A 23,384-nucleotide genomic window follows, 5' to 3' on the forward strand; every position below is an offset into this window, starting at 1 on the left:
TTAAACCGCTTATCTTGTGAGGGGCATAAACCCGTCTACACTCTAATTTGACCCCGTTCAGATTGGAGGAAGATCATGTCAGTCGCAGTCGTTTACCACAGTGGTTATGGGCATACCGAAAAACAAGCACACGCAGTGGCTGAGGGTGCCAATGCAGTATTAATCAAAATTGATGAAAATGGTGAGCTTACAGAAGAACAATGGCAGCAATTGGACAATGCCAGTGCAATCGTGTTTGGCTCTCCAACCTATATGGGTATGGTATCGTGGCAGTTTAAAAAGTTTGCTGATGCTTCCAGCAAGCGTTGGTTTAGTATGGATTGGAAAGATAAGTTTGCGGCAGGCTTTACTAATTCCGCATCAATGAATGGTGACAAAGGTGTGACCATCTCTTACCTAATGACACTCGCTATGCAACATGGCATGGTCTGGATTGGTACCGGTCTTATGCCGGCTAATACAAAAGCGGCTCAGCGCGATGATGTAAATTATCTCGGAGCATTTTCTGGTTTGTTGGCACAAAGCCCCGCAGATGCTTCGCCAGAGGAAGCGCCATGTAAGGGTGATCTAGAAACCGCGCGATTGTTTGGTCAGCGAGTTGCTTCATTCGCCAAATAGATTTGTACCCGCGCGAATGCTCTAGTAACTGAAACCCACCTTTGAGTGGGTTTTTCTTTGGTTGGGAATTATAAGGACAGTCGTATTAAAAGTTGAAGGGACAGACACTTCAAAAAGTTTTATAGGGACAGACACTATAAAAAGAGCTTAGTCCGAAGTCTTAATCACCGATATGAATACTTATATGTGAATGCGGCTATTCAACCTTCCAGTAAGGTTTTTCCTATTAAATCAATAATCTTCAAAATCTGAATCTGTGACTCGCGGCTGTATGGCGAGATGCCGTCGACTTGCTCTTCCAAATCGAGGTTAGTGTTGGCGATAGAAGCCAGCGTAGAGCCGAGATGGCTGATGGCAAATACCTTTAATCCTTTGCGCTTGGCGTTGTGTGCCATATCCACCACGGCTTGCGTTTCACCGGATTTACTCACCAAGACGACAGTGCCTTTTTCTGCGCGGGCTAGTTGGTGGATGTCAGTGATGACTAGGTGCGGAATATTGGCGAGTGATAGAAAACGCGACAGGTAAGTAACACTGACAATCGATGCGCCGCGCGAATAAAGATAAACCACTGGCGAGCTATTTAGCGCTTGAGCAACCAGCGTAATACGCTGTGATTGTGATTCTTCTTCCTCTCCCACCACCGTTTGCTTGCGTAGATCTTGCACCAGTTTATAGCGCAGTTCTGTGTAACTGGCATAGCCCATTTTCTTACACACACGATTAACCGACGTCGTCGTCGTCAACGCTTTATTGGCGATGGTTTTCGCTGAAATTTCATGCAGCTCGTTGGCATGGGTAATGAGGTATTCGTAGATAGCTCGCTCAATGCCCTTAAAGGTGTTCATCACTTACACTTAATTAGGAACGAATTGGCTGCTATTAGGCGCGAAATCGGCATATTTTTCCTTGATGCGCTTCACAAAAGTATCGTCATACATGGCTTGTACCATGAAACAGTATCTTGATACATCACTGGAAAATATACTGCCGGCAGTCAAATAAATATAACGGTGAAAAACCATGGCGAAGAAAAAAATTGTTGCAGTGACCGCTTGCCCTACCGGCATTGCACACACTTTTATGGCGGCGAAGAAAATTCAAAGCTGGGCAGAGCAGCAAGGTTACGAAGTGAAAGTCGAAACCCAAGGCAGCGACGGGGTGAAAAACAAGTTAACTGCACACGATATCGCGACAGCGGACGGTGTCGTTTTAGCTATCGACGTGCCAATTATGGAAATGGAGCGTTTTGATAACGCCAATCCACTGAAAGTGCGCACTCAAGAGCTGATCAAACGTGTCGATGAGCTACTGCCGACCGTATTTAACCTTGGTAAAGAGAAGAGCGAAGGCGGCGCGCAAGTCGTTGAAGAGAAACGTTCAGCTTACCAAGTAGCGATTGGTCACATCATGACGGGTATCAGCTACATGCTACCTGTGGTGGTATTGGGTGGTTTGTTGATGGCGGTGGCAAAGATCACCGGTGAGTTCATCGACATCTCAGGTACGCCAATCCAAACTCTAGATAAGCTTGGTTTTATGACCATCAAGTTTATGTACCCAATTTTCGCGGCGTACCTAGCTTATTCTATTGCTGGTAAACCCGCGCTTATCCCTGCCTTTATCGGCGGCATCATGAGTGATGAAGTGTATAAACGCTTCTTTGACCTAGAAGGCTGGGCGCCATCGGGCTTCTTTGGTGCGATTGCGATTGGTTTCTTGGTGGGTTACCTCGTTCGTTACCTTAACGACACCATCAAGGTTAAGACTGAACTGACGACACTAAAAACCATGCTACTTGTGCCAGCAATTACTGGTGTGGTGATGGTGCTGACGATGGAATACGCGATCAACCCATTCTTTGGCGCGTTAAACATGGCGATGATCGAGTTGTTCACTCAAGCAGGTGATGCCGGTCGTGGTATCTACTCAATGGTTATCGCAGCTGGTACCGCATTTGACTTGGGCGGCCCTATCAACAAAGCAGCAGGCTCGGTAGCACTAGGCTTAAACGGCATGGGCGAAGGTTTTGACCTACTGGCGCGTGAGTTGGGTATCGTTATTCCACCAATTGGCGTTGGTATTGCGGCTCTACTTGATGGCAAATTCCGTAAGCCAGTGTTCTCAAGTGAAGAGCAAACTGTTGGTAAAACATCGCTAATGTTGGGTCTAATTGGTATTTCAGAAGGCGCGATCCCATTCATTCTTAAGAATCCAAAAATGATTCCAATCATGATCTTAGGTTCAATCATCGGCACGCAAGTGGGTGTACTATTGAATGTATGGCAAAGTCTGCCACTGCCAGCAGTTTGGGGTTGGTTCCTATCTTCAGACCCAATCAGCTACACCATTTCAGTACTCATCGGTTCAAGCTTTATCGCTGCAGCATTGCTGCTATGCACTAAGCCGGACAACGCAAACGCATAACACGTCACTGGGGCGATGCACTCGCCCCTCTTTTGAATAACTCAAACATAAGCTTTTGCAACTCGCAATAAGCACTAAGAAAAACAAACCCACATGCTTGATGTTTTGTCAGTCAACACTGCAGCAACATCAAGGGGCTCAAGTTAAGTAGAAGAGATTTTCCCTATGGCTAAAGTACATGTCATCCCACACACTCACTGGGACCGTGAGTGGTATTTTACTCAGCAAGACAGTGACGTGCTTGCCACCTATAACTTCACTAAAGTTATTGAGACGCTAGAAAACCAACCGAGTTACAGCTGTTACCACTTAGATGGTCAATCTTCGATTGTTGAAGATTACTTGAAAGTGCTGCCACACATGCGTGAGCGCATGAGCAAGCTGATCAGCGAGAGAAAGCTCTTTGTCGGTCCTTGGTACACTCAAACCGATACCTATAACGTCGGTGCTGAGTCGATCATTCGTAACCTAAAGTACGGCATGCATATTGCCGAGGAAATGGGACACAGCATGACGGTAGGTTACCTGCCGGATACCTTTGGTCATAACGCGCAAATGCCAACGCTGTTTAAAGGTATGGGCATTGACAATATCGTTTTCTGGCGTGGGATTGATTACGACCAACAAGTTGAAAAATCGCATTTCCATTGGCATTCCGCTGGTGGCGATACTATCTACGCTTACAACCTAGTGCATGGCTATGGTGCGGCGAAAAACATTGTGCCAGATGCGGATCATCTAGATAAAAAAATCTTCCCTATGGTAGAGAAAATCAAAGCGCTATCTGGTTTGGATGAAGTACTGATTCCATCCGGTGGTGACCAAGTTAATATTGATCCAAATTTGCCAGCAACACTGGCAGCGGTAACAGAACGCTCACCAGCAGGCGATATCTATACTATCTCGTCAATGGAGAACTTTGTTGAGTATTTGCGCCACAATAGTGAAGAATTCGAAATCTACCACGGTGAGTTTAAAGCGCCACGTTACACCCGTATTCACAAAACCATCGGTTCGGTTCGTTATGACATCAAAAAGCTCAATTTTGAAATTGAGCAGTTCTTAGTTAAGAAGCTAGAAGTGGTGATTGCGATTGCTAAAGCGCAAGGCATTACCGTACACACAGAGCTAGTCGATGTGGCTTGGAAGAAGATTTTAGAGTGCCATGCGCATGACAGTATGGGTGGTTGCAACAGCGATGCGACCAACGCTGACATTATGCATCGCCTAAAGCAAGCACAAGAGATCTGCCACGGCTTATACAACTTGGTGGTCAAGGAGATTGCCAGCAATGCTTGCCAAGACAGCGAAGTGATGATCTTCAACTCGCGTCCAACGGCATATTCAGGCGTAGCCAAAGTGGTTGCCTTCTCTAAAGCTGAACATATTGCATTGAGTGATGGTACCAAACGTCTTGAAACTGAAATTATCCGCCGTGAAACACTCGATGGCGGTAAAGTGATTGAAGTGACGAAAGATGGTGAGCGTGAAGTTGACGTACCACCGTACTACCGTTTTGAGCTTAATGTTGCAGTGCAAGATCTGCCTGCATTGGGTTACCAAGTATTCCAAGTTGTTGCGACTGAGCCAGCGACGATAGCACAAGCACAAGCAGCAGAGCAGTGTGTAAGCATTGAAAACCAAGCGCTAAAAGTGAGTTTTGTTGATGGTCAGCTAAGTCTAGAAGATAAGCTGTCAGGGCGAGTTATCAAGCAGCTTTTAAGCTTTGAAGAGCAAGCGGATGATGGCGACTCTTATGACTACTCACCACTTGAAGGTGATACACCGTTAACTTGTACTGAGATGACTTGCCTGAGTGTGATGCAAGGTGAGATGACACAAAGCATGTCACTGCGTGCAGAGCTTGCATTACCACAAGACTTAGCTGCGCGAGTGGCAGGTGATAAAACTGCATTGGCAAGTTTTGATATTACCTTGAACCTTGTCCAAGGTGAGCAGCAGCTGCGTGTAGATATCGACACCATTAACCAAGTGTGTGATCACCGCGTACGTGTGGTGATTAATTCGGATGTTAACACCACTGAATCGATCAGCACTCAACCGTTCGCTTTGATGACGCGCCCCGTTGCTCCTTCCGTTGAGGGCTGGCGAGAGCGTTTCCGTGAATGTCCAATTGATATCGAGACGACTGATGGAGCCGTCGCGATTGCCGAAACGGGTAAAGCGATGATCGTCAATGGTCGTGGTATTAAAGAGTTCCAGATCCTGACCGCGGACAACTCACCTGCGAACCGCACATCTAATGCGATTGCATTAACGCTATTCAAATCGACAGGTCGACTTGGCAAAGATGACTTGCTATGGCGTCCGGGACGCGCTTCAGGCATCAATAATACGGTGGTTTATACACCTGATGCCCAGCTACAAAAAGCGATGACGTTCAACTTCTCAATTGCGTTGAGCGAAGAAGCCAGCCACCACACGGTACGCTGTTTAGAGCAAGAGTTTTTGGATACGCCATTTAGTTATCAAAAGCAGACGCTGAACAGTTTTGAAAACCGTTTAGAGCGTTTCCAAGTTCGTTTTGATACGCGAGAAGTGAGCCAGAGCTTTAGCCTATTTGAACTAGATCAAGCGCTGCAACTGTCGAGCGTGGGTCACTCGTTCTATCAGGATAATGCTGTGATAGTGCGTCTATACAACCCTACAGAGCAGGCAATTTTGCTAGATAGCACAGCGTTTGCACACTTTGCTCAAGTGGAGCATGTGAACCATCGTGAACAGCTTGTTGAGCAAAGTGCAGAGCAAGCGTGGCAAGTAAAACCAAATAACACCATCGACTTGCGTGTCAGTTTTAAAATTTAAGTCTCGGGTTAGGAATAATAAAATGATCAAACAACAAATCTATACCAAAGTGGCGCAACTATACGGCGAGGCGCAAGCTGAGTCGATTACTGCTGATATTCTAGCGCTGGTTGAAAAATGGCGTGGTAAAGCGCCGCAATATCCTAACTGGGTAGACCAAACTAGCTCATACCTAATCACCTACGGCGATAGCTTCCGCAGTGACAACGAGCCAACGCTACAAACGATGAAGCGTTTTTCTGATAAGTATCTAAAAGACGCCATCAGTAACATTCATATTCTGCCGATGTTCCCGTATACGTCAGACGATGGTTTTAGCGTTGTTGATTACCGCAAAGTGGACGAGAACCTAGGTGATTGGGCAGAGTTAAACGCATTAGCTGAAAACTTTGATTTGATGTACGACTGCGTGATCAACCACATTTCGCAAAGCAGTGATTGGTTCCAACGTTTCCTCGCGGGTGATGAAGCTTACCAAGACTACTTTGTTGTATCAGACCCTGCATTGGATTACTCAAGCGTTACTCGTCCTCGTGCGCTGCCGTTGCTGGCCCCATTTACCAAAGCCAATGGTGAAACTGCTCACGTTTGGACGACGTTCTCAGATGACCAAATTGACATTAACTTCCACTCGCCAAAAGTGTTGTTAGAGAGTATTGATATCTTGTTGATGTATGCGGCTAACGGTGGTCGTTCAATTCGTCTTGATGCTATTGGTTTTATTTGGAAAGTGCTGAATACCAGCTGTATTCACTTGCCGGAGGCGCATGAGATCATCAAGTTATGGCGTATTGTGTTAGACGAAGTGATGCCGGGTAGCTTACTCATTACGGAAACTAACGTACCGCACAAAGAGAATATCTCTTACTTTGGCAACGGCGATGAAGCGCACATGGTGTATCAGTTCCCACTGCCGCCACTGACGTTACATGCGTTTCTATGCCAAGACAGCCAAGTTTTAACGCAATGGGCAAAAGGTTTAACGGCAGAAGCGATGGCATCGCTTGAAGAAGGGCGTAAGACGACCTACTTCAACTTCTTAGCTAGCCATGATGGTATTGGTGTTCGCCCAACGGAAGGCATTTTAACCAACCAAGATCGCCAAATGATGTGCGAGCAAGTCGAGCGTAAAGGCGGTCGCGTTAACTACAAGCACAATGGTGATGGTACCCAATCGCCATACGAGTTAAATATTAACTACCTAAGTGCAATCACTGAGCCTGAAGATGATGTAGCGACCAAGGCAAACAAATTCCTCGCTGCGCAAGCGATTCTACTTTCGTTTGTCGGTGTGCCTGCGGTTTACTATCACAGCCTATTGGGTAGTGAGAACGACGTGCAAGGTATGGTGGAGTCTGGAATTAACCGTCGCATCAACCGTGAGAAGTTTGAGCTTGAGCAATTAGAAACGGAACTGGCAGAAGAGGGCTCATTGCGTCATCGAATTTATAACGAGATGATTCGCCTACTGTCTCTGCGTAAGCAGCAACAAGCGTTTGCTCCAACCTCGCAGCAACAAGTGCTAGAGCTATCGCCACAGCTATTTGGCTTGCAGCGCGGTGAAGGTGACGAGGCGATTCGCTTTGTGGTTAACCTATCAGAGGCAGCGCAAGACGTTACTTTAGTAGCTGGTGGGCGTGACCTAGTGTCAGGTGACACGTTCGATGCACAATTTACTCTAAACCCATATCAATTTGTTTGGCTAGCAAACTAATAGGAGCCGCAGATGAAATTAGCACAACTTACTTCTGAAAACTTGATCATGCTTGATGCGGTGTTTGCTGACCGTTTCGAGGCGATTAATGCGCTAACCGACCGAATTGATCAAGCCGGTAAACTGACTAATCGCCAACAGTTCTTAGATGCTGTCCTGCTGCGTGAAGAAGAAGGACCAACCGCATTAGGTGAGTACCTAGCGGTGCCACACGGTAAGTCTATCGCCGTTACCGAGCCCTTATTTGCCTGCGCGTTTGTTAAAGATGAACTGCAATGGCAAGGTCTTGATGGTGATGAGCCAGTCAACATGATCTTTCTATTGGCGATTCCGCCAGCCGAAGCTGGTTCAACTCACATGGAAGTGCTGACCACGCTAACTTCTTCATTGGTAGAGGATGAGTTCCGTGAAGCCTTGCTACAAGCAAAAACGACCGAGGAAGTGATGGCGCTGTTCGGTGCCGGCGAAGAGGAGCCGCAGCCAACAGAAACAGAGCAACCAAGTGAGCAACAAGAGTTTGCTCAGTCAGAAATGGCGCGTGATATTAGTGCTAAGGCGTATCCGTTAGTGTTGGGTGTGGGTTTGGCGGTGTCGGTCCTACTATTCCTGATGCTCTAAATACTCGTCCTATTTGCCTCTGTAGCGTTGTTGACTGGCACTCGAAAACCTCATCGCATAGTGGACCTATGCTCAGAGGCTTTTCTCGCTGGTCGCCTAGCTACAGCGGCAACTAGTTAGAGTATTACCCGTGTACGTACGGATTGCGCACTAGAACATTTCTGATTTGTCTTTGTAGTGTTGTTGACTGGCATTCGAAAACCTCATCACATAGTGGACCTATGCTCAGAGGCTTTTCTCGCTGGTCGCCTAGCTACAGAGGCAACTAGTTAGAGTATTACCCGTGTACGCGCGGATTGCGCGCACTAGAACATTTCTGATTTGTTTCTGTAGCGTTGTTGACTGGCACTCGAAAACCTCATCACATAGTAGAACTATGCTCAGAGGCTTTTCTCACTGGTCGCTTCCCCCCAAGACAGTCATCCTCGCGCGAGCGGGGATCTTTCTTTTAATTAATAATCAATGCTTTAGATAGCGACAATCAAGCTTCCTCTTTTCTTAGAAATTGTAGGCTAAAGTGCAGAGTAGAATTTGTACTTTTTTTAGCGATTGAATCCTTACTCTCTTCCTATTTGTTGTATATACTTTGCCGCTGTAAATTTAAGTAAACCCTAGAGTTTACTTTGTTTTAGTGACGAGATATGATGCTGATCACTTAGGTGAGAGTGCTTAAAATAACAACAATTCCTACCCGTCTCTCATAATACAGAGGTGCTTTATCTTCCTGATAAAGCTTGTATTAATTTTGGCTAAGACTAAACCGACCAACGCTGTCAGTAAGGTTTATATCGCCACGCATTTCGATATTTATTAATGAAATTACGCTCGTTGTTATTTGCAACATCTTTTGTATTTGCTGCCGGAGCAAATGCTGAATCCTTCTCTTTACCGATCTGGAAAGAAGAAGCAGAGGCCCTTGGCTATGAACTACCAAAAGCTTTCGGTCTCAACTTAAGTTACATGAGCCTGGAGCAGGGGATTAATGTTGATTCAATAGTAATCAAAGGGCTAGAAAAACTAGTAATTGAGGCAGAACCAGGAAAGCAAGTAACTGATGTTATTACTTTACGTGCTGATATGTGGCTATTCCCATTTCTTAATCTTTATGCGTTAGTGGGTAAGCTTGAAGGCTACTCTGAAACCAACGTTAATATGACAGTTGACTTCGGTCCTTTTGGCGATAAAAAAATCGACTTGGGTAAATTTCGCCTAGATCTGGATGGTGATATAAAAGGTGCTGGATTTGTTCTAGCTGGGGGATATGACCAGTGGTTTGCCTTGGTTGATGCTAGTTACACTCAAACAAAACTTACAGTTATCGATGGTTCGATTGACGCTTATGTAGTGTCTCCGCGAGTCGGATATGATTTCAATCAACACGGTTTGCCATTGCGTCTATGGGTTGGGGCAATGTATCAAGATGTTGAACAGGAACTTTCAGGAACTCTGACTGGTATTCCTATTCAATTTGAAGTTAAACAAAGCCTCGCTTCAGAATGGAACACCATTGCCGGTATGCAGTATCAGATTAATGAGAGTTTGTATTTGCTCGGTGAAATGGGCTTTGGTGAACGTGAAAGCCTGTTCTTCTCATTGGATTACCGCTTTTAAGGAGCCGTGGTAATGAAAGCTGTTTGTATTGCTGTGTGTACTTCGGTTTTTGTTGTATCACCAGTCTTTGCTCAAGAAGAGCAAAGCTGGATGGATGAGCTACTGACTAAGCTAGGTTCAAGCGAAACAGTTGATGAATCAAAGCTAATCGACTGGGGCGTGTTACCAGGGCCATTTGTAAACCCTGAACAAGGTTTTGGTATCGGTGTCGCTGCAGTTGGTCTTTATACCCCTTATGATTGGCAAAAGGGCGATCCTTATTCGACGTTAACCGTCACCTCCTATGGTTCCACCTCCGGCTCTTATGGCCTCGGGGTAAACAATCGTACTTATCTCAATAGCGATAAGGTTCGCCTACTTGGTGAAGCGTGGATTAGCCATACGCCAGGTTACTATTGGGGTATTGGCGCACGTGCTGCGGAAAATGACAGCAGAAAAGTGCAGTATGAAGCGCAGCGCTTACAGTTCAATCCCAAGCTTGCGGTTGAAGTGTTACCCAATACTTACCTTAAAGCGGGTTGGCAATGGCAATCCTATAGCGAGTTAAAAGGCGTTGATGGCGATATTCTGCCGACAGAAATGCAAGATGCGACTTCGAGCGGCAGCGTGATTGGTTTGGAATACGATACACGCGACTTTGAGCCTAATCCTATGCATGGTCAGTTTATTGATATCGAATGGACGGCAAACCGCGAAAGCCTTGGCAGTGACAGCAACTATGACAATTTGATTGCTAACATTCGCCATTATCAGCCGTGGTCTGAGTCGACCATTATCGCAATGGAAGTGTATTCCCAATCGATTATTGGTGAAGCGCCTTGGTTTGATTACGCGCAGCTTGGTGATGATCAACGCATGCGTGGTTACTATCAGGGGCAGTATCGCGATAAACACCAACTTTCCACCCAAGTCGAAGTGCGCCATACCATTTCTGGTCGTCATGGTGTGGTGACGTGGTTGGGCATGGGCAATGTTGCGCCAACATATGGTGAGTTATTTGAGAGCGATTGGCTGCCAAGTGTTGGTGTTGGCTATCGTTTTGCCTTTAAGGCGCGCATCAATGTGCGAGTCGATTTTGCGGTCGGTAAAGAGAGTACGGGTTTTTACTTCCAAATTAACGAAGCATTCTAGAGGTGGTGAGTGATGAAAATAGCGATTTTAGCGTTGAGCTTGGTGGCTGGACTCGCACAAGCTCAATCTCTTAAAGCACCGGTCGGCGTTAGACCTTGTTGTGCTTTTGGTATGGATCTTAAGGCGCAACTTGGCCGTGTTCCTGTGCCCTTTTTCTCTCTTGAAAACATCCTAGCTGCTGATGAAGTGGGGATACACAAATACAATGACGGTAGCGAATCAGTTTCTGGCAGTTTGCTTGGGCTTAATGATGAAGTGAATGGAATTGTTTTCACTAAGCAGGGCGGCTTTATTGATACCGCTCATGTGCGCGATACGGCAGACTACACTTACTATCTCTATCAGCTTAACCGTCACTATCTCGGCTCTGATGCCGAGGTTAGTCTGCCAGCGGAACTGCGAGTGCGAACGCTTCGGTGGAGCAAGCAGGATACGGTATTAACCGAACCGCAGCGTCTACAATACAGCGCGCAAGCTGCCGCACTTATGGCTTATCGGCTTGCCCAGTGGCATGAAATTGCACAGTGGTTTGGTATGGTTTCAGTGACGGGGTTTAAAGAATACGCCTCGGCATTTTCTTCCGAAGATCTTTATTCAAACATGCTTGGGGCAATGTTAGCGCGAGATATTTTACTCAAGCAGCCGGACGCCTGCCCAGAGGGTTTCGCTCAAGCGATGGACAGTGTTTTTCAGCAAGCGTTAGAGGCGCTAGAAGCGCAACCTAAAGCGGTGACCCGTGACGTTATGCAGCAGCTAGACGGTGTTTGGTGGGATAGCAGTCGCCGCTTGCCAGATAAGTGGGTGGTACTGTTTCGTGACTACCATTTAGGTCTAGAGCTCAAACCTAACTATCCAACCGCCAATCAAGCGTTGAGCCTTGATTCTTATTTTTCCAACCAGCAATCGATAGAAGATTGGGTGGAGCTTGAATTGCATGCCAGTATAAAAGAGACATCATTCGCTGAGTTACCTCAAGCTTTAACCGCTATGCCGAGTTGGCGTGCAAAGCAGTTCCAGATGATCGCGGATTTTGCTCGCCAGAGCGATCAAAACACTCATCCTCATCGGTGATGAATGTAGTAAAGCCTTTGGCGCAGACCAAAGGCTTAATGCTCGTGTTTCTAGCTTTAGTAGAGATGCTCAAACTCTGTGATGCGTTTTTTACCTCGTAGCAATAAGAAGTTTAAGAAACGACTCGTGCTAGAGGTGATGATTTTTTCTTCATCGACATTATATTTTGTTAATAGTGCGATCGCATGATCCAATCTACCGATATCTTCGCAGAAGTGGGCATCTGAGCCAGTAGTAAAATAAACGCCGATTTCTGCACCAATACGTGCAATTTCATCACATCTCACTTCGCTGCCTTGACGGCTCTCCCCCAATAGCGATGAGTTGTTTATCTCTATTGCGACATTGTGCTCTTTCGCGCAGCGTAATACTCGTTCGATATCAAAAGGGAAATTAGGATTACCGATGTGGCTGATTGCATCCGCGCGCCCACTTTGGATTAGGTTCATCAACGCTTCGGTGTGAGTTTCAGGATTGGCTGGGTGAAAAACAGGTTCGTGGAAACCGACCATTAGCCAATCTAAATAGGAATCTGAATCTAAAGGCAGATCAATGTCGCCATCGGTGTTTAGAAGATTAGCTTCGACTCCTTTGATAATCCCAACATTAGATAAGAAGCGAGGGATCACTCTTTGATTGGTGAAGTACCAATAGTGAGGCGCACCGGGCATGCGAGGGCCGTGGTCGGTATTGCAGAGAAGCTTTAAGCCTTTGCGCTGCGCGGCTTCTGCGTTTTCAATAATGGTGCTGTATGCGTGACCACTAGCCAGTGTATGGGTATGAGTATCAACCACTATGTCCATTCTTCCCTCCCGAAAAATGCAAAGCAACGGTTCGAGTAGAGTTGAGGAAGACTCGTGAACAGTTGCAAAGAATATGCTCAAGCCGCGCTAGAACGTTTGAGCAATACTACAGAAATGTTCAAATATTCTGCGATTTAACTCACGCTGTTGCAAGTAAATCCATATCAAAAAAGAGGTCAATTTTAGCAATATATGTTTCCTCTTTGACCAAATTTATAATCGTTAATGAAAGCGATAATTTTACTATCCAGCTAGCAAAAAAATTTTTAAACTCGCGCCGTCTTTTTCAGACTTTGTTCGTCTAAGTAGTTAGACGATGATTAACTTTGCGTAATTGAATAAATGAAAAACACCCCAGAAACTTTGGAACAGATTAAACCTTTGCTTTCTCAACATCTTATTGAAGATGTTTGTGAATGGGCAATCATGCATGGAGTTGCTTTTAAACAGTCGGATAATACCGCAAGGCACTGTCCGTTTAGCATTGCGCCAACCACATTAGAGCGCCACATGTATCAACATCTGTTAAAGGTGACCCCTTTAATCGCCAAGTTGATCAGCAATGTCTCTGAAGATCATCAGTTCTTGCGTCAATCATTAGCCAACATGTCACAAGCCGAGCCGTTTTTTGCTTTGTTGATGTCGATGCATCAGCAACTGCATGGTGCAATTGAACAAGCTGCGCAAACTGAAAATGAAGCTCGCTTATTGCTAGCGCCTGCGCGCGAGCCGCTACTGTTGATGCGCACTGATTTTATGGATGACCGCGAATTGGGCGCCAAAGTGATTGAGTTTAACGGTATTGCAGCTGGCATGGCGCCATTTGGACAACGTGCGACTGAGCTTCATCGCTATATTGAGCAGCAATGGCCGATGCAGTTCCAACAATGGTCTGTTGCTCAGGCCGCAACGCCAGCGGATAACCTTGGTATGGAGCAGTTGGCGCTGGGTATTGCGACGGCGGCAAAGAGCATCAAACAAGAGTTTGCTGACGAAGGACGAGCGACGTTTTTGATGGTGGTTCAGCCAAACGAAGACAACGTTTATGATCAACATTTGTTGGAAGTCGCATTGCAACATCTTGGCGTGCGAACGGTGAGACGTACCTTTGCACAGCTCAGTTACCAGCTATCAAGCGGTGAAAATCAGCGCTTGATGCTGCAAGATGTTGGTGCGATTGATGCGGTGTATCTGCGCGCCGGTTATCAACATTCTGATTACTGCGATCCTGAGATTGTTGAAGCGCACTGCTGCCATACTCTGAGCCAGACTCGCGTATTTATTGAGCAGCATAAAGTCGCAATGAACGCGACCATTAGTCAGCAATTGGCGACCAGTAAATCGATGCAAATGGTGCTGACTATGTTACCTGCTGAGCAATATTTGCGTTGGGGTTTAACCCTTGAAGAAGCGGAGCTGGTTAAAAGCGTGCTGGCGGAAATGAAGCCGGTAAACTTAGCCAATATCGAATGGTTTAACCGCCATGCTGATAAATCTCAGTGGGTACTAAAAAACCAAGGCGAGGGTGGTGGTCATTGTATTTTTGCCGATGACATCGGAGTCAAACTGGCGCAATTGAAACCGGAAGAGTATGACGCGTGGGCGTTGATGCAGCGCTTGTATCCCCATGATCGTGAAAAACCAACCGTCGCAATTCGTGATGCTAAGCAGATCATCGTGGATGACTTGATCAGTGAAATTGGTTTATTTACCGCGCACTATAAAGGGCAACCAGTGACGGAATTTGATGGTTATGCTGGCTATTTAATTCGCAGCAAACCTGCGAGTGAGAACGAAGGTGGTATCCACAGTGGTAAAGGCATACTTGATTCGTTGATGCTGGTGGATTAAGCCGTTTTCAACTTCGCAAGTTGATGTTAATACCAATCAGCATAAGTCTTTGATCATTCTTGCTGATTAAAATCGCTGATAACGTTGTTGCAGATTTTGTAATTAGAATAACTAGTTAGCTGCAATCTGCGCCTAGTTCTAAGCGATTTTTCTTGCGCAATTTTCTGACCACTTACTTATCCTGATTGGTATAAGAAGCCGAGCATTGCTCGGCTTCGTCGTTTTTGTATTGGTAAGTATCACGCTACTGCAGGAGAGCGACGCTCAACGAGCCATGCGCGAATATGGTCATAAGCGAGGTTGAATACAAAGGCATAAATGGTGATAAAAATGGTGACGCCGATGTCCATAACTAACGCTTCCCAAAGGCTCACTTGCAGTATGTAAGCCATCACAGGTACGGTAAAAAACAGCAAACCTGCTTCAAATAAAACCACATGATTGATGCGCGTCATTAAAGAGCGCTGCTCTTTTTTGCCGGGTACAAATTTATCGAACACCCAGTTAAAAAATACATTCCAAATCATCGCGATGGTTGCCACAACTATCATGGTTCCTGATAGATGCGCCACTTCATGATCGGTAAAAATAGCCAAACCCGTAATCGCTAGCGAAATTGCCAACACTTCAAATAGTACTGCGTGAAATACGCGCTCTAAACGACTCACTCAATAGTCCTCATAACTAAAAACAGGCGGCGATTATGCGGTTTTGAGATTAGAATGAAAGTTAGCGGCTATCACATATCGTGATAGCTTGGTTGATGGCAGCTTCAGAGTCCTTTATGTATAGTCTTGAACAACTCAAAATCTTTGTCACCGTGTGTGAATGCGGCACGGTGTCTGCGGCAGCTCGTAAGTTGAAACGTGCTCAATCTGGGGTAAGCCAGTCCATTGCTAACTTGGAGCTGGCGATTAATCAAGACTTGTTCAGCCGCGAAAAGAATGCGCTCAGCTTAACCACGACGGGGCTTGCCTTGCTGCCGATTGCTCGCTCGATTCTTGGTCAGCAGCAATTGTTCGATCAAAAAGTCGAGTCTTTAGAGCAAAGCATTGAAAACACCCTCGCGATTGCGGTTGATGAATGTTTGGTGACGGATGAGTTATTAGCGGTTCTTTCTCGTCTAGCACAAGCATTTCCGGTGACCAACATTGAGTTGATCACGGTGTCGACGTTTGATGTGGAAGAGTTAGTGCGCAGTAATAAAGCGCAAGTCGGGATCATCTTCGCGGATGGAGAGTTAAGAGAAGATATGGACTTCTTTACCCTTGGACAGATGCGCTTTGTTACCGTTGCAGCGAGTGAGCACCATCTTGCTAGCTTGCAAGAGGTACGCGACTCAGACTTAAAAGCCCATCGGCAAATTGTTCACCGCAGCGCCAGCGAAAAGGAGCTGTGGTTTAGTTATGGCATTAGCTCCAATTATTGGCATGCCAACAGTCACCAAATGATGGTGACGCTCGCCAGCCAAGGCATCGGTTGGGCATTGGTACCCGAGGTAATGGCAAGCCCAATGATTGAGCAAGGCAAGCTTGCCAAGTTGCCGGTTGCGCATGAAAAAGAGGGTTGGCTCACCACTACAGGCTGCCTTGTATCACGTAGCCAAGCGTCAGGTCCGGTGCGCGAGAAGTTGATTGAGCTGTTGCAAAATATGTCGTGATCACGAGCAGTGCAATCAGGGGGAGGAGGTAACCATGCTTACTTCATTTGACGTTTACTGCATTAAACATGGTTACCATTTCTAGTGTGATACTACTTAATCACACCACACACAACACGTGCACCGCCACCGCCAAGTGGGGCTGGGTGATCGGAGTGATTGTCGCCACCCGCGTGAATCATTAATGCGCGTCCGCTTAAATCACTCATCTTCACTCTTGGTGCCAAAACTGGTTGAGTTGCGCTGCCATCTTTGGCGACATACAGTGCAGGTAGATCGCCAAGGTGGTTGTCATCTGTCCAAGGAAGACCATGTTTACCAGTATTGGCGGGGTCATAGTGACCACCCGCTGCGCCACCGAGTACGGTTTTGCCTTCTTTTTCTGAGCTTTCACATGAAGGGTTAGTGTGGACATGGAAACCATGTACGCCCTCGGTTAAGCCTTGCAGTTGTGGGGTAAATACGGTGCCGTATTCGGTTTCCACAATGGTGACTGTCCCTGCTGAGTTGCCACTTTTAAGGTCAACCATTTCTACGCTCATTTCTGCAGCCATCGCAGAAGTCGCTGCCATACATAAAGCCGTTATTAGTAGTTTTTGCTTCATCGCTTTTTCCTTTATCGATCTATTTCAGCGACCGCCTAATTATCCTCACTGGATAACGCGGTTACCTGGCTATAAGTATGGCGAGAAAAATGATAATTGCCGCATAGTCAGCAAAGGTTCTCAATTGTGACAAGAAAACCGATGCCGACAGAAAAAAGTGTGAAGATCTAGGCTAGTGGGAACCAGCCTTATAGGGACAGACACCTCAAGTTCGCAAGCTTCAAGTTCGAAATCTTGCAGGGACAGACACTGCAAGCTAGATGCACAAAGCCAATTCAAACGTGATTTAAAGAGTGACTCCAGATTTAAAAATCGCTAGTTCACGAATGCCGTTGCGCTCGTTTTTTGTTGGCTCACCGCTGGCAATGGAAGTGAAACATTCTATAAATTGTTCCAACATGGTCTCCATGGTGACACCTTCAACCAGAGCTCCGGCATTGAAATCAATCCAATGTGGTTTGTTGTTTGCCAGTTCAGAGTTGGTTGATAGCTTCATGGTTGGTACGAAACCACCGTAAGGTGTGCCACGTCCGGTGGTAAAGAGCACCATATGGCACCCACTGGCTGCGAGTGCTGAGGTTGCGACCGCATCATTACCTGGTGCGCTCAGCAAGTTTAAACCTGGTGTCGTTAAACGCTCACCATATTCAAGCACCCCAATAACCGGGCTGGTCCCCGCTTTTTGCGTGCAGCCCATCGATTTGTCTTCAAGGGTAGAAATGCCCCCTTTCTTGTTGCCCGGTGATGGGTTCTCATAGATCGGCTGATTGTGATCGATAAAGTACTGTTTAAAGTTATTGACCATATTGACGGCTTTGCTAAAGGTTGCGTGATCAATACAGCGTTCAAACAGTAGATGCTCTGCGCCAAACATCTCGGGTACTTCGGTTAACACGGATGTGCCACCGTGTGCGATAAGATAATCAGAAAATTCACCGAGTAGCGGGTTGGCGGTAATACCAGAGAGACCATCTGAGCCCCCGCATTCAAGTCCGACACGCAGCTTCCCGATGCTTATATCTGTCCGCTTGTCTTGCTTAACGGTTTGATAAATTTCTTCAAGATGCGCAACGGCGACTTCAATTTCATCTTGTTCTTTCTGCGCAATCATAAAGCGCACTCTGTCTTCATCAACCTCACCAACGCACTGTTTAAATGGACCGATTTGATTGTTTTCACAACCAAGCCCAATCACAAGAGCACCACCTGCGTGAGGATGATTGACCATGTTGGCTAAAATTTGTTTAGTGTTTTGGTGATCGTCGCCGAGTTGAGAGCAGCCGTAGTTGTGTGGGAAGAGATAGACGCCATCACATAGCAACTCAGGGTGACGTTGCGTAAAGCGCTGAATCGCTTGTTGTGCGATACCATTGACGCAGCCTACGGTAGGAATGACCCAAATTTCATTGCGAATGGCTACGTCACCATTGCTACGTTGATAGCCGTGGAAGAAACGCTCGGCAAGGTTAGAAGGTTTGATTGGGCTAAAGTTGGGCTGATATTGATAGCTATCGGTATCAGATAGCTTGGTTTTGATGTTATGCGTATGCACCCACTCACCAACAGTAATATCGGCTTTGGCATAACCGATTGGGCTACCATATTTGATTATGTCGTGATTGGCTGATATTGGTGCTAAGGCGATTTTACTTCCGCGTTCTACATCCTGTTTTACAACAATGGCTTGATCATCAATTTCAATTGTTTGTCCGGCTTCTATTGCTTGTAGGCAAACTAATACATTGTCATTGCTATTAATTTTTATGAATTTTTTCATGGGTATCCCAATTAAGTGACCCCGTCCGACTTAAATATACTAGCCTTGTTTCGGTATTTTAATCAAATAAAAAACCATAAAACTGTTCAAAGAGCATTAAATAAAGCCAATGGAATCTAAATTAAGCCTTTTAATCTACTACTTTGGTTTTAATTGCTAAATTAAATACAGATAAAAAACAGGTAAAGATGATCACATACACGTTTTGTGGTTATAAAAAACTAGTTGCCGCCTCCCTCGACCTAGACTCGCTTCATATTCGATAACACCTGTCCGACGCAGTGTTTACCTAGATTAGGTATCAATAAGATGCCAACAGAAGGGACAATAATGGAACAACTAAATAGAGACATTTCAACGCAAGCTTATCGCCCAGAGAAGGTGATTCAGTTCGGTGAAGGGAACTTTCTTCGTGCATTTGTTGATTGGCAGATTGACCTACTCAATGAACACACTGATTTCAATGCGGGTATAACCATCGTTAGACCGATTGACGCAGGCCACCCAAAATTGGATGTCCAAGGTGGTGTCTTTACGGCATTGATTCGTGGTCTTAATGAGCAAGGCGAAAGTGTTTCGTTGCCGCGAGTGGTGACCTCAGTGAATCGTGAGTTGTTGGCATATGGTGAATATGACCAAGTGCTTGCCATCGCGGAAAACTCTGAATTGGAATGGGTGGTTTCTAATACAACGGAAGCAGGGATTTATTTTGATGAAAATGATGAATTCGCCACGCGCCCACCGAAATCTTTTCCTGCCAAGTTAACGCAGTTTCTTTATCACCGCTATCAACATTTCAATGGCGCCAATGATAAAGGGCTAATAGTTTTACCGTGTGAATTGATAGACGCAAACGGCGAAAAATTAAAAGAGATCGTGCTCAAATATGCGCAAGTTTGGCAGCTAGAAAATGACTTTTCTACGTGGATTGAGAACTCAAACGTATTTTGCTCAACCCTTGTTGATAGAATTGTCACTGGATATCCAAGAGATGAGATCAATGCGATTGAGACTGAACTTGGTTACCGAGACGATTTCTTGGTTGCTGCTGAGTATTTCTATCTGTTGGTCATTCAAGGTCCAAAGTGGCTTAAACAGAAATTAAAACTTGAACAGTGCCCACTCAATATTGAAATTGTCGATGACATTAAGCCCTACAAAGAACGGAAGGTTGGTATTTTAAACGGCGCACATACAGCGATGGTTCCTGTCGCGTATTTAGCGGGCATCGATACGGTGAAAGACGCGATGCAAGACGCCGAGATCTCAGCATTCGTGGATCGTCTACTCAATGATGAAGTGATCCCTTCTTTAACGATGGATCCTGAGGATCTTAAACAATTCAAACAAAGTGTACTGGCACGTTTCAGTAATCCTTTTATCACCCACTACTTAACCTCAATCGCGTTGAACTCATTAACTAAGTTCAAAACGCGCTTACTTCCTCAATTGATTACCTACAGTCGAGAGAATGGCACAGCACCGAAACATCTGAGTTTTAGTTTAGCGGCTCTGTACTGTTTTTATCTGGGTAAACGCGGTGAGGAAGATATTCCTCTTAGTGATGACCAGCATTTGCTAGAACCTTTTGGCGCATGGCGTCAAACCACGACTGACCACAGTGACAATGTGGCGCAGTTTCTAGCCATGACACATCACTGGGATATTGACTTAAACGAGTTACCTGAGCTCACGCAAACGGTAGCCACGTATGTCAACGCTATCCAAACACTGGGTATGAAACAAGCAATGAAGCAGCTGTAAAACAGCAACGATAACTATTATTTGAAAGGAACATCTATGAACACTCTACAATCCAAACTTACTAAAGTCTCCGCTGCAATCGGTCTTGCGATGACAGTTAGCTTCGGCGCTAGTGCGGCCACAGAAATCATGATTGCTTATGGTAACCAACCAGGTGAACCGATTGATAAAGCGATGCATTACTGGGCGGAGCAAGTAAAAGAAAAATCGAATGGTGAGATTGAGTTCCGCTTATTCCCTTCAAGCCAGCTAGGTAGCGAAACAGAAGTAATGGAGCAGGCTAAATTTGGTGCCAACATTATCACTATCAGCTCTTATGGTTATCTCATGGATACAGTGCCAGATCTTGGCATTATTAACGCTCCATATTTGACTCAGTCTTTCGAGAAAAAGTCGAAATTGCTGCATACCGAATGGTTCCAAGGTTTGAATGACCAGCTGTCGGCGAAAGGGCTAGAGATTGTTGTTCCTGATGTGGTTTACGGGACTCGTCACTTGTTATCTAAAGGAGAGGTGAAGTCTCCAACTGACCTTAATGGTGTCAAGGTTCGTGTGCAGCATTCTCGTCTATTCGTTGCGACTGTAAAAGCAATGGGTGGTGTGCCAACGCCGATGTCATTGGCTGATGTTTACCCTGGTCTGTCTCAAGGAGTGATCGAAGGAGTAGAGAACCCAGCTGTGGTTCTCCATGGCGGTAAGTTTTATGAAGTGGCGAAAAACCTTAACTTAACTGCACACACTAAACATATGTCACCGTTTGTAGCCGGTTCAAACTTCTGGAATTCACTTTCTGCTGAAGAGCAAAAAATCATCTTAGATACCAGTCGCGACATGGTGAGTTATGGCGCAACTCTCATTGCTGAGAGTGAGCAATCTGCGATTGATCAATTGAAGGCGGAAGGGGTAACGGTGAATGAAGTTGATATCTCTGCGTTTGAAGAGTCTGCTCGTAAAGTGGTTCAAAGTGAGTTCCCTGAGTGGACGCCGAATTTGTACCAAGACACACAAGCTAAGCTAGCTGAACTGTAATGCTGTATAGGGGCTGTAATGGCCCCTTTTTAGTTTGTAGGAGTATTTTTTATGCAAACGCAAGTTTCGATTTCTCATCATGAGGGGAAAGCAAAGAACAAATGGATTGCGGTTCTTGATCGCATCAGCCAACTAGACACGATCATCGCAGGGCTGTTCCTTGGGTTAATCGTATTGTTGATGAGCTACAGCGTGGTGATTCGATATGTATTTAACTCCCCAAGCTCTTGGGTTGAAGAGGTTTGTCTAGCGCTATTTGTATGGATGACCTTTATGGGCGCGAGTGCGTTGATGCGCACAGATGAAGTGGTGCGAATCGATTATCTAGTGCATAAATTGCCAACCAAGGCCGCGCGAATTCTTGATCATCTTCTGCGCCCTTTAATTGTGATATTTGCCTTGGGCTTTATGGTGTACTGGGGCTGGAAATTGTTGCCATTTTCACAAGTACGTTTTACGCCAGCCTTGAAGATTCCATATGTCTATATTTATGCGGCAGTGCCAGTTAGCGGCACATTTATGCTTTATCACCAGCTAAAGCATCTCTATTCGTTTTTTGTTCCTTCCAGTAACAAGGAAGTATAATTATGTCTGTAATTTTGCCTATTTCTGCACTGCTTGTGCTGTTTACGCTGGGGATTCCGGTTGCATTCTGTATCTTCATTGCAACTTTATCTTACTTCCTAATTAATGATCACCTGCCGATGATGATGTTGGTACAACGTTTAGCGGGTGGTTTAGAGTCGGTCACCCTGCTTGCGATCCCATTTTTTGTTATGGCGGGGGTGTTTATGAACCACTCTGGGATCAGCCAGCGTCTACTGAAATTCTCTGAGGTATTGACCGGTCATATGAGTGGCGGCTTAGCGCAGGTTAACGTGGTGCTAAGTACCTTAATGGGCGGCTTGTCAGGATCTAATATTGCTGATGCGGCCATGAGTTCAAAATTGCTTGTGCCACAAATGGTTGCCCGCGGCTACAGCGCCTCATTTTCTTCAGCTGTCACCGCTGCATCATCGTTGATAACACCGATAATTCCACCGGGTATCGCATTGATTATCTATGGTTACGTAAATAACGTCTCCATTGGTAAGCTGTTTCTTGCCGGGGTAGTCCCTGGAGCGATGCTTTGTTTTATGATGATGGGCTTAGTATCGGTTATTGCTAAAAAACGTAATTACGCGCCAATTCGTGAAAAAAGAGCTTCTATCGGAGAGATTGCTGTTTCAGCGAAAGATGCCTTTTTGGCGTTATTACTGCCAGTTATCATCATTGGTGGTATTCGTTTAGGTGTATTCACGCCAACAGAGGCGGGGGCTGCAGCCGTCCTTTATGCCTTGATCCTTGGTATGTTTGTTTACAAGCAAATGAACAGTAAATTACTGTGGAGCGCGACCAAAGAGTCGGTCCTTGCAGCGGCAAACGTGTTGCTGATCATTTGTGTCGCTGTAGGCTTTTCAAAATTCCTTACTTGGGAGCGAGTGCCACAAGAACTCGCGACATGGCTAACCAGTTCAGTGGATAGTCCATTGATGTTTTTACTGCTAGTGAACTTGTTCCTGCTGATCATTGGTATGTTCTTAGAAGGCAATGCCGTGATGATCGTACTGGCACCGTTGCTTGCTCCCGTTGCCCAATCATACGGTATCGATCCGGTTCATTTTGGCATCATCTTTATCTTCAATAGTGCGATAGGCACCATCACGCCACCGTTGGGGACAGTGATGTTTACTACGTGTTCAATCACGAAAGTTGCCATCGAAGAGTTTGTCAAAGAGATCCTGCCATTTTGGTTATTGCTAATTGTCGCCTTATTGCTGATCACCTATATCCCAGTGATTTCAATTGGGTTGCCGAATATGGTGTTTGGCTAAGGTGG

At 45.7% G+C, this 23,384-nt stretch carries 19 protein-coding genes; 14 read left to right on the forward strand and 5 right to left on the reverse strand.

The features are described from left to right. The first annotated feature begins 75 nt into the window (after positions 1-75). Positions 76-618 (forward strand): flavodoxin family protein, encoded by a 543-nt coding sequence (locus IRQ95_RS09330; protein WP_228481357.1) that lies wholly within the window; start codon positions 76-78, stop codon positions 616-618. Between the two features lie 200 nt (positions 619-818). Here the strand turns inward: IRQ95_RS09330 and IRQ95_RS09335 are convergent, their stop codons facing one another. Beyond that, positions 819-1,466 carry a MurR/RpiR family transcriptional regulator gene (locus IRQ95_RS09335; protein ID WP_194436688.1) on the reverse strand — a complete coding sequence of 216 codons (648 nt, stop codon included), beginning with the start codon at positions 1,464-1,466 and terminating at the stop codon, positions 819-821. Positions 1,467-1,641: 175 nt separating this feature from the next. Between IRQ95_RS09335 and IRQ95_RS09340 the strand changes: the two genes are divergently transcribed. The 7 genes from IRQ95_RS09340 (at position 1,642) to IRQ95_RS09370 (ending at position 12,016) form a co-directional block, all read left to right on the forward strand. Then, the gene (locus tag IRQ95_RS09340; RefSeq protein WP_194436689.1) at positions 1,642-3,045 is read left to right on the forward strand and encodes a PTS fructose transporter subunit IIC; all 1,404 of its coding nucleotides are present in this window, start codon (positions 1,642-1,644) and stop codon (positions 3,043-3,045) included. A gap of 165 nt (positions 3,046-3,210) precedes the next feature. Further along, positions 3,211-5,871, forward strand: coding sequence for a glycoside hydrolase family 38 N-terminal domain-containing protein (locus IRQ95_RS09345; RefSeq protein WP_194436690.1), 2,661 nt, complete (start codon positions 3,211-3,213; stop codon positions 5,869-5,871). Positions 5,872-5,893: 22 nt separating this feature from the next. After that, positions 5,894-7,585 carry an alpha-amylase family glycosyl hydrolase gene (locus IRQ95_RS09350; protein ID WP_194436691.1) on the forward strand — a complete coding sequence of 564 codons (1,692 nt, stop codon included), beginning with the start codon at positions 5,894-5,896 and terminating at the stop codon, positions 7,583-7,585. Between the two features lie 12 nt (positions 7,586-7,597). Further along, positions 7,598-8,203, forward strand: coding sequence for a fructose PTS transporter subunit IIA (locus IRQ95_RS09355; RefSeq protein WP_194436692.1), 606 nt, complete (start codon positions 7,598-7,600; stop codon positions 8,201-8,203). 813 nt (positions 8,204-9,016) lie between these two features. Next, complete coding sequence (locus tag IRQ95_RS09360; protein WP_194436693.1) at positions 9,017-9,814, forward strand: TonB-dependent receptor; 798 nt, start codon at positions 9,017-9,019, stop codon at positions 9,812-9,814. 12 nt (positions 9,815-9,826) lie between these two features. Beyond that, positions 9,827-10,945 carry a BamA/TamA family outer membrane protein gene (locus tag IRQ95_RS09365; protein WP_194436694.1) on the forward strand — a complete coding sequence of 373 codons (1,119 nt, stop codon included), beginning with the start codon at positions 9,827-9,829 and terminating at the stop codon, positions 10,943-10,945. A gap of 9 nt (positions 10,946-10,954) precedes the next feature. After that, positions 10,955-12,016, forward strand: coding sequence for a DUF4056 domain-containing protein (locus IRQ95_RS09370; protein WP_194436695.1), 1,062 nt, complete (start codon positions 10,955-10,957; stop codon positions 12,014-12,016). Positions 12,017-12,072: 56 nt separating this feature from the next. Here the strand turns inward: IRQ95_RS09370 and IRQ95_RS09375 are convergent, their stop codons facing one another. Beyond that, positions 12,073-12,819 carry a phosphatase gene (locus IRQ95_RS09375; RefSeq protein WP_194436696.1) on the reverse strand — a complete coding sequence of 249 codons (747 nt, stop codon included), beginning with the start codon at positions 12,817-12,819 and terminating at the stop codon, positions 12,073-12,075. Between the two features lie 342 nt (positions 12,820-13,161). Here IRQ95_RS09375 and IRQ95_RS09380 point away from each other — a divergent pair, with 342 nt between their 5' ends. Further along, positions 13,162-14,670 (forward strand): glutathione synthase, encoded by a 1,509-nt coding sequence (locus IRQ95_RS09380; protein ID WP_194436697.1) that lies wholly within the window; start codon positions 13,162-13,164, stop codon positions 14,668-14,670. Positions 14,671-14,909: 239 nt separating this feature from the next. On the opposite strand, the gene IRQ95_RS09385 is transcribed toward IRQ95_RS09380, so the two are convergent. Beyond that, positions 14,910-15,338 (reverse strand): PACE efflux transporter, encoded by a 429-nt coding sequence (locus IRQ95_RS09385; protein WP_075650208.1) that lies wholly within the window; start codon positions 15,336-15,338, stop codon positions 14,910-14,912. Between the two features lie 116 nt (positions 15,339-15,454). Here IRQ95_RS09385 and IRQ95_RS09390 point away from each other — a divergent pair, with 116 nt between their 5' ends. Further along, on the forward strand, positions 15,455-16,330 hold the full coding sequence (locus IRQ95_RS09390; protein ID WP_194436698.1) for a LysR family transcriptional regulator: 876 nt from the start codon (positions 15,455-15,457) through the stop codon (positions 16,328-16,330). A gap of 92 nt (positions 16,331-16,422) precedes the next feature. On the opposite strand, the gene sodC is transcribed toward IRQ95_RS09390, so the two are convergent. Together sodC and IRQ95_RS09400 are read right to left on the reverse strand one after the other, a co-directional pair. Continuing rightward, positions 16,423-16,935 carry a superoxide dismutase family protein gene (gene sodC, locus IRQ95_RS09395; RefSeq protein ID WP_194436699.1) on the reverse strand — a complete coding sequence of 171 codons (513 nt, stop codon included), beginning with the start codon at positions 16,933-16,935 and terminating at the stop codon, positions 16,423-16,425. Positions 16,936-17,221: 286 nt separating this feature from the next. After that, a complete protein-coding gene (locus IRQ95_RS09400) occupies positions 17,222-18,712 on the reverse strand; it encodes a UxaA family hydrolase (RefSeq protein ID WP_194436700.1) in 1,491 nt (496 codons plus the stop codon). Between the two features lie 330 nt (positions 18,713-19,042). Here IRQ95_RS09400 and IRQ95_RS09405 point away from each other — a divergent pair, with 330 nt between their 5' ends. The 4 genes from IRQ95_RS09405 to IRQ95_RS09420 are packed head-to-tail and all read left to right on the forward strand — an operon-like array spanning position 19,043 to position 23,379. Further along, positions 19,043-20,476: a tagaturonate reductase gene (locus IRQ95_RS09405; RefSeq protein ID WP_194436701.1), complete on the forward strand. Its 1,434-nt coding sequence runs from the start codon at positions 19,043-19,045 to the stop codon at positions 20,474-20,476. A gap of 36 nt (positions 20,477-20,512) precedes the next feature. Beyond that, entirely contained in the window at positions 20,513-21,505 is a 993-nt protein-coding gene (locus IRQ95_RS09410; protein ID WP_194436702.1) for a C4-dicarboxylate TRAP transporter substrate-binding protein, read from the forward strand. A gap of 51 nt (positions 21,506-21,556) precedes the next feature. Beyond that, positions 21,557-22,090: a TRAP transporter small permease gene (locus tag IRQ95_RS09415; RefSeq protein ID WP_075650218.1), complete on the forward strand. Its 534-nt coding sequence runs from the start codon at positions 21,557-21,559 to the stop codon at positions 22,088-22,090. 2 nt (positions 22,091-22,092) lie between these two features. Continuing rightward, complete coding sequence (locus IRQ95_RS09420; RefSeq protein ID WP_075650220.1) at positions 22,093-23,379, forward strand: TRAP transporter large permease; 1,287 nt, start codon at positions 22,093-22,095, stop codon at positions 23,377-23,379. Positions 23,380-23,384 lie beyond the last annotated feature (5 nt).

Origin of the sequence: Vibrio fluminensis (genome assembly GCF_015278125.1) — a bacterium.
Classification (GTDB): domain Bacteria; phylum Pseudomonadota; class Gammaproteobacteria; order Enterobacterales; family Vibrionaceae; genus Vibrio; species Vibrio fluminensis.

What these genes read in the sequence shown, in the direction of transcription:
- IRQ95_RS09330 (WP_228481357.1), top strand. Translation starts at nt 76, where the DNA reads ATGTCAGTCGCAGTCGTTTACCACAGTGGTTATGGGCATACCGAAAAA.
- IRQ95_RS09335 (WP_194436688.1), bottom strand. Translation starts at nt 1,466, where the DNA reads ATGAACACCTTTAAGGGCATTGAGCGAGCTATCTACGAATACCTCATT.
- IRQ95_RS09340 (WP_194436689.1), top strand. Translation starts at nt 1,642, where the DNA reads ATGGCGAAGAAAAAAATTGTTGCAGTGACCGCTTGCCCTACCGGCATT.
- IRQ95_RS09345 (WP_194436690.1), top strand. Translation starts at nt 3,211, where the DNA reads ATGGCTAAAGTACATGTCATCCCACACACTCACTGGGACCGTGAGTGG.
- IRQ95_RS09350 (WP_194436691.1), top strand. Translation starts at nt 5,894, where the DNA reads ATGATCAAACAACAAATCTATACCAAAGTGGCGCAACTATACGGCGAG.
- IRQ95_RS09355 (WP_194436692.1), top strand. Translation starts at nt 7,598, where the DNA reads ATGAAATTAGCACAACTTACTTCTGAAAACTTGATCATGCTTGATGCG.
- IRQ95_RS09360 (WP_194436693.1), top strand. Translation starts at nt 9,017, where the DNA reads ATGAAATTACGCTCGTTGTTATTTGCAACATCTTTTGTATTTGCTGCC.
- IRQ95_RS09365 (WP_194436694.1), top strand. Translation starts at nt 9,827, where the DNA reads ATGAAAGCTGTTTGTATTGCTGTGTGTACTTCGGTTTTTGTTGTATCA.
- IRQ95_RS09375 (WP_194436696.1), bottom strand. Translation starts at nt 12,819, where the DNA reads ATGGACATAGTGGTTGATACTCATACCCATACACTGGCTAGTGGTCAC.
- IRQ95_RS09380 (WP_194436697.1), top strand. Translation starts at nt 13,162, where the DNA reads ATGAAAAACACCCCAGAAACTTTGGAACAGATTAAACCTTTGCTTTCT.
- IRQ95_RS09390 (WP_194436698.1), top strand. Translation starts at nt 15,455, where the DNA reads ATGTATAGTCTTGAACAACTCAAAATCTTTGTCACCGTGTGTGAATGC.
- sodC (WP_194436699.1), bottom strand. Translation starts at nt 16,935, where the DNA reads ATGAAGCAAAAACTACTAATAACGGCTTTATGTATGGCAGCGACTTCT.
- IRQ95_RS09400 (WP_194436700.1), bottom strand. Translation starts at nt 18,712, where the DNA reads ATGAAAAAATTCATAAAAATTAATAGCAATGACAATGTATTAGTTTGC.
- IRQ95_RS09405 (WP_194436701.1), top strand. Translation starts at nt 19,043, where the DNA reads ATGGAACAACTAAATAGAGACATTTCAACGCAAGCTTATCGCCCAGAG.
- IRQ95_RS09410 (WP_194436702.1), top strand. Translation starts at nt 20,513, where the DNA reads ATGAACACTCTACAATCCAAACTTACTAAAGTCTCCGCTGCAATCGGT.
- IRQ95_RS09415 (WP_075650218.1), top strand. Translation starts at nt 21,557, where the DNA reads ATGCAAACGCAAGTTTCGATTTCTCATCATGAGGGGAAAGCAAAGAAC.
- IRQ95_RS09420 (WP_075650220.1), top strand. Translation starts at nt 22,093, where the DNA reads ATGTCTGTAATTTTGCCTATTTCTGCACTGCTTGTGCTGTTTACGCTG.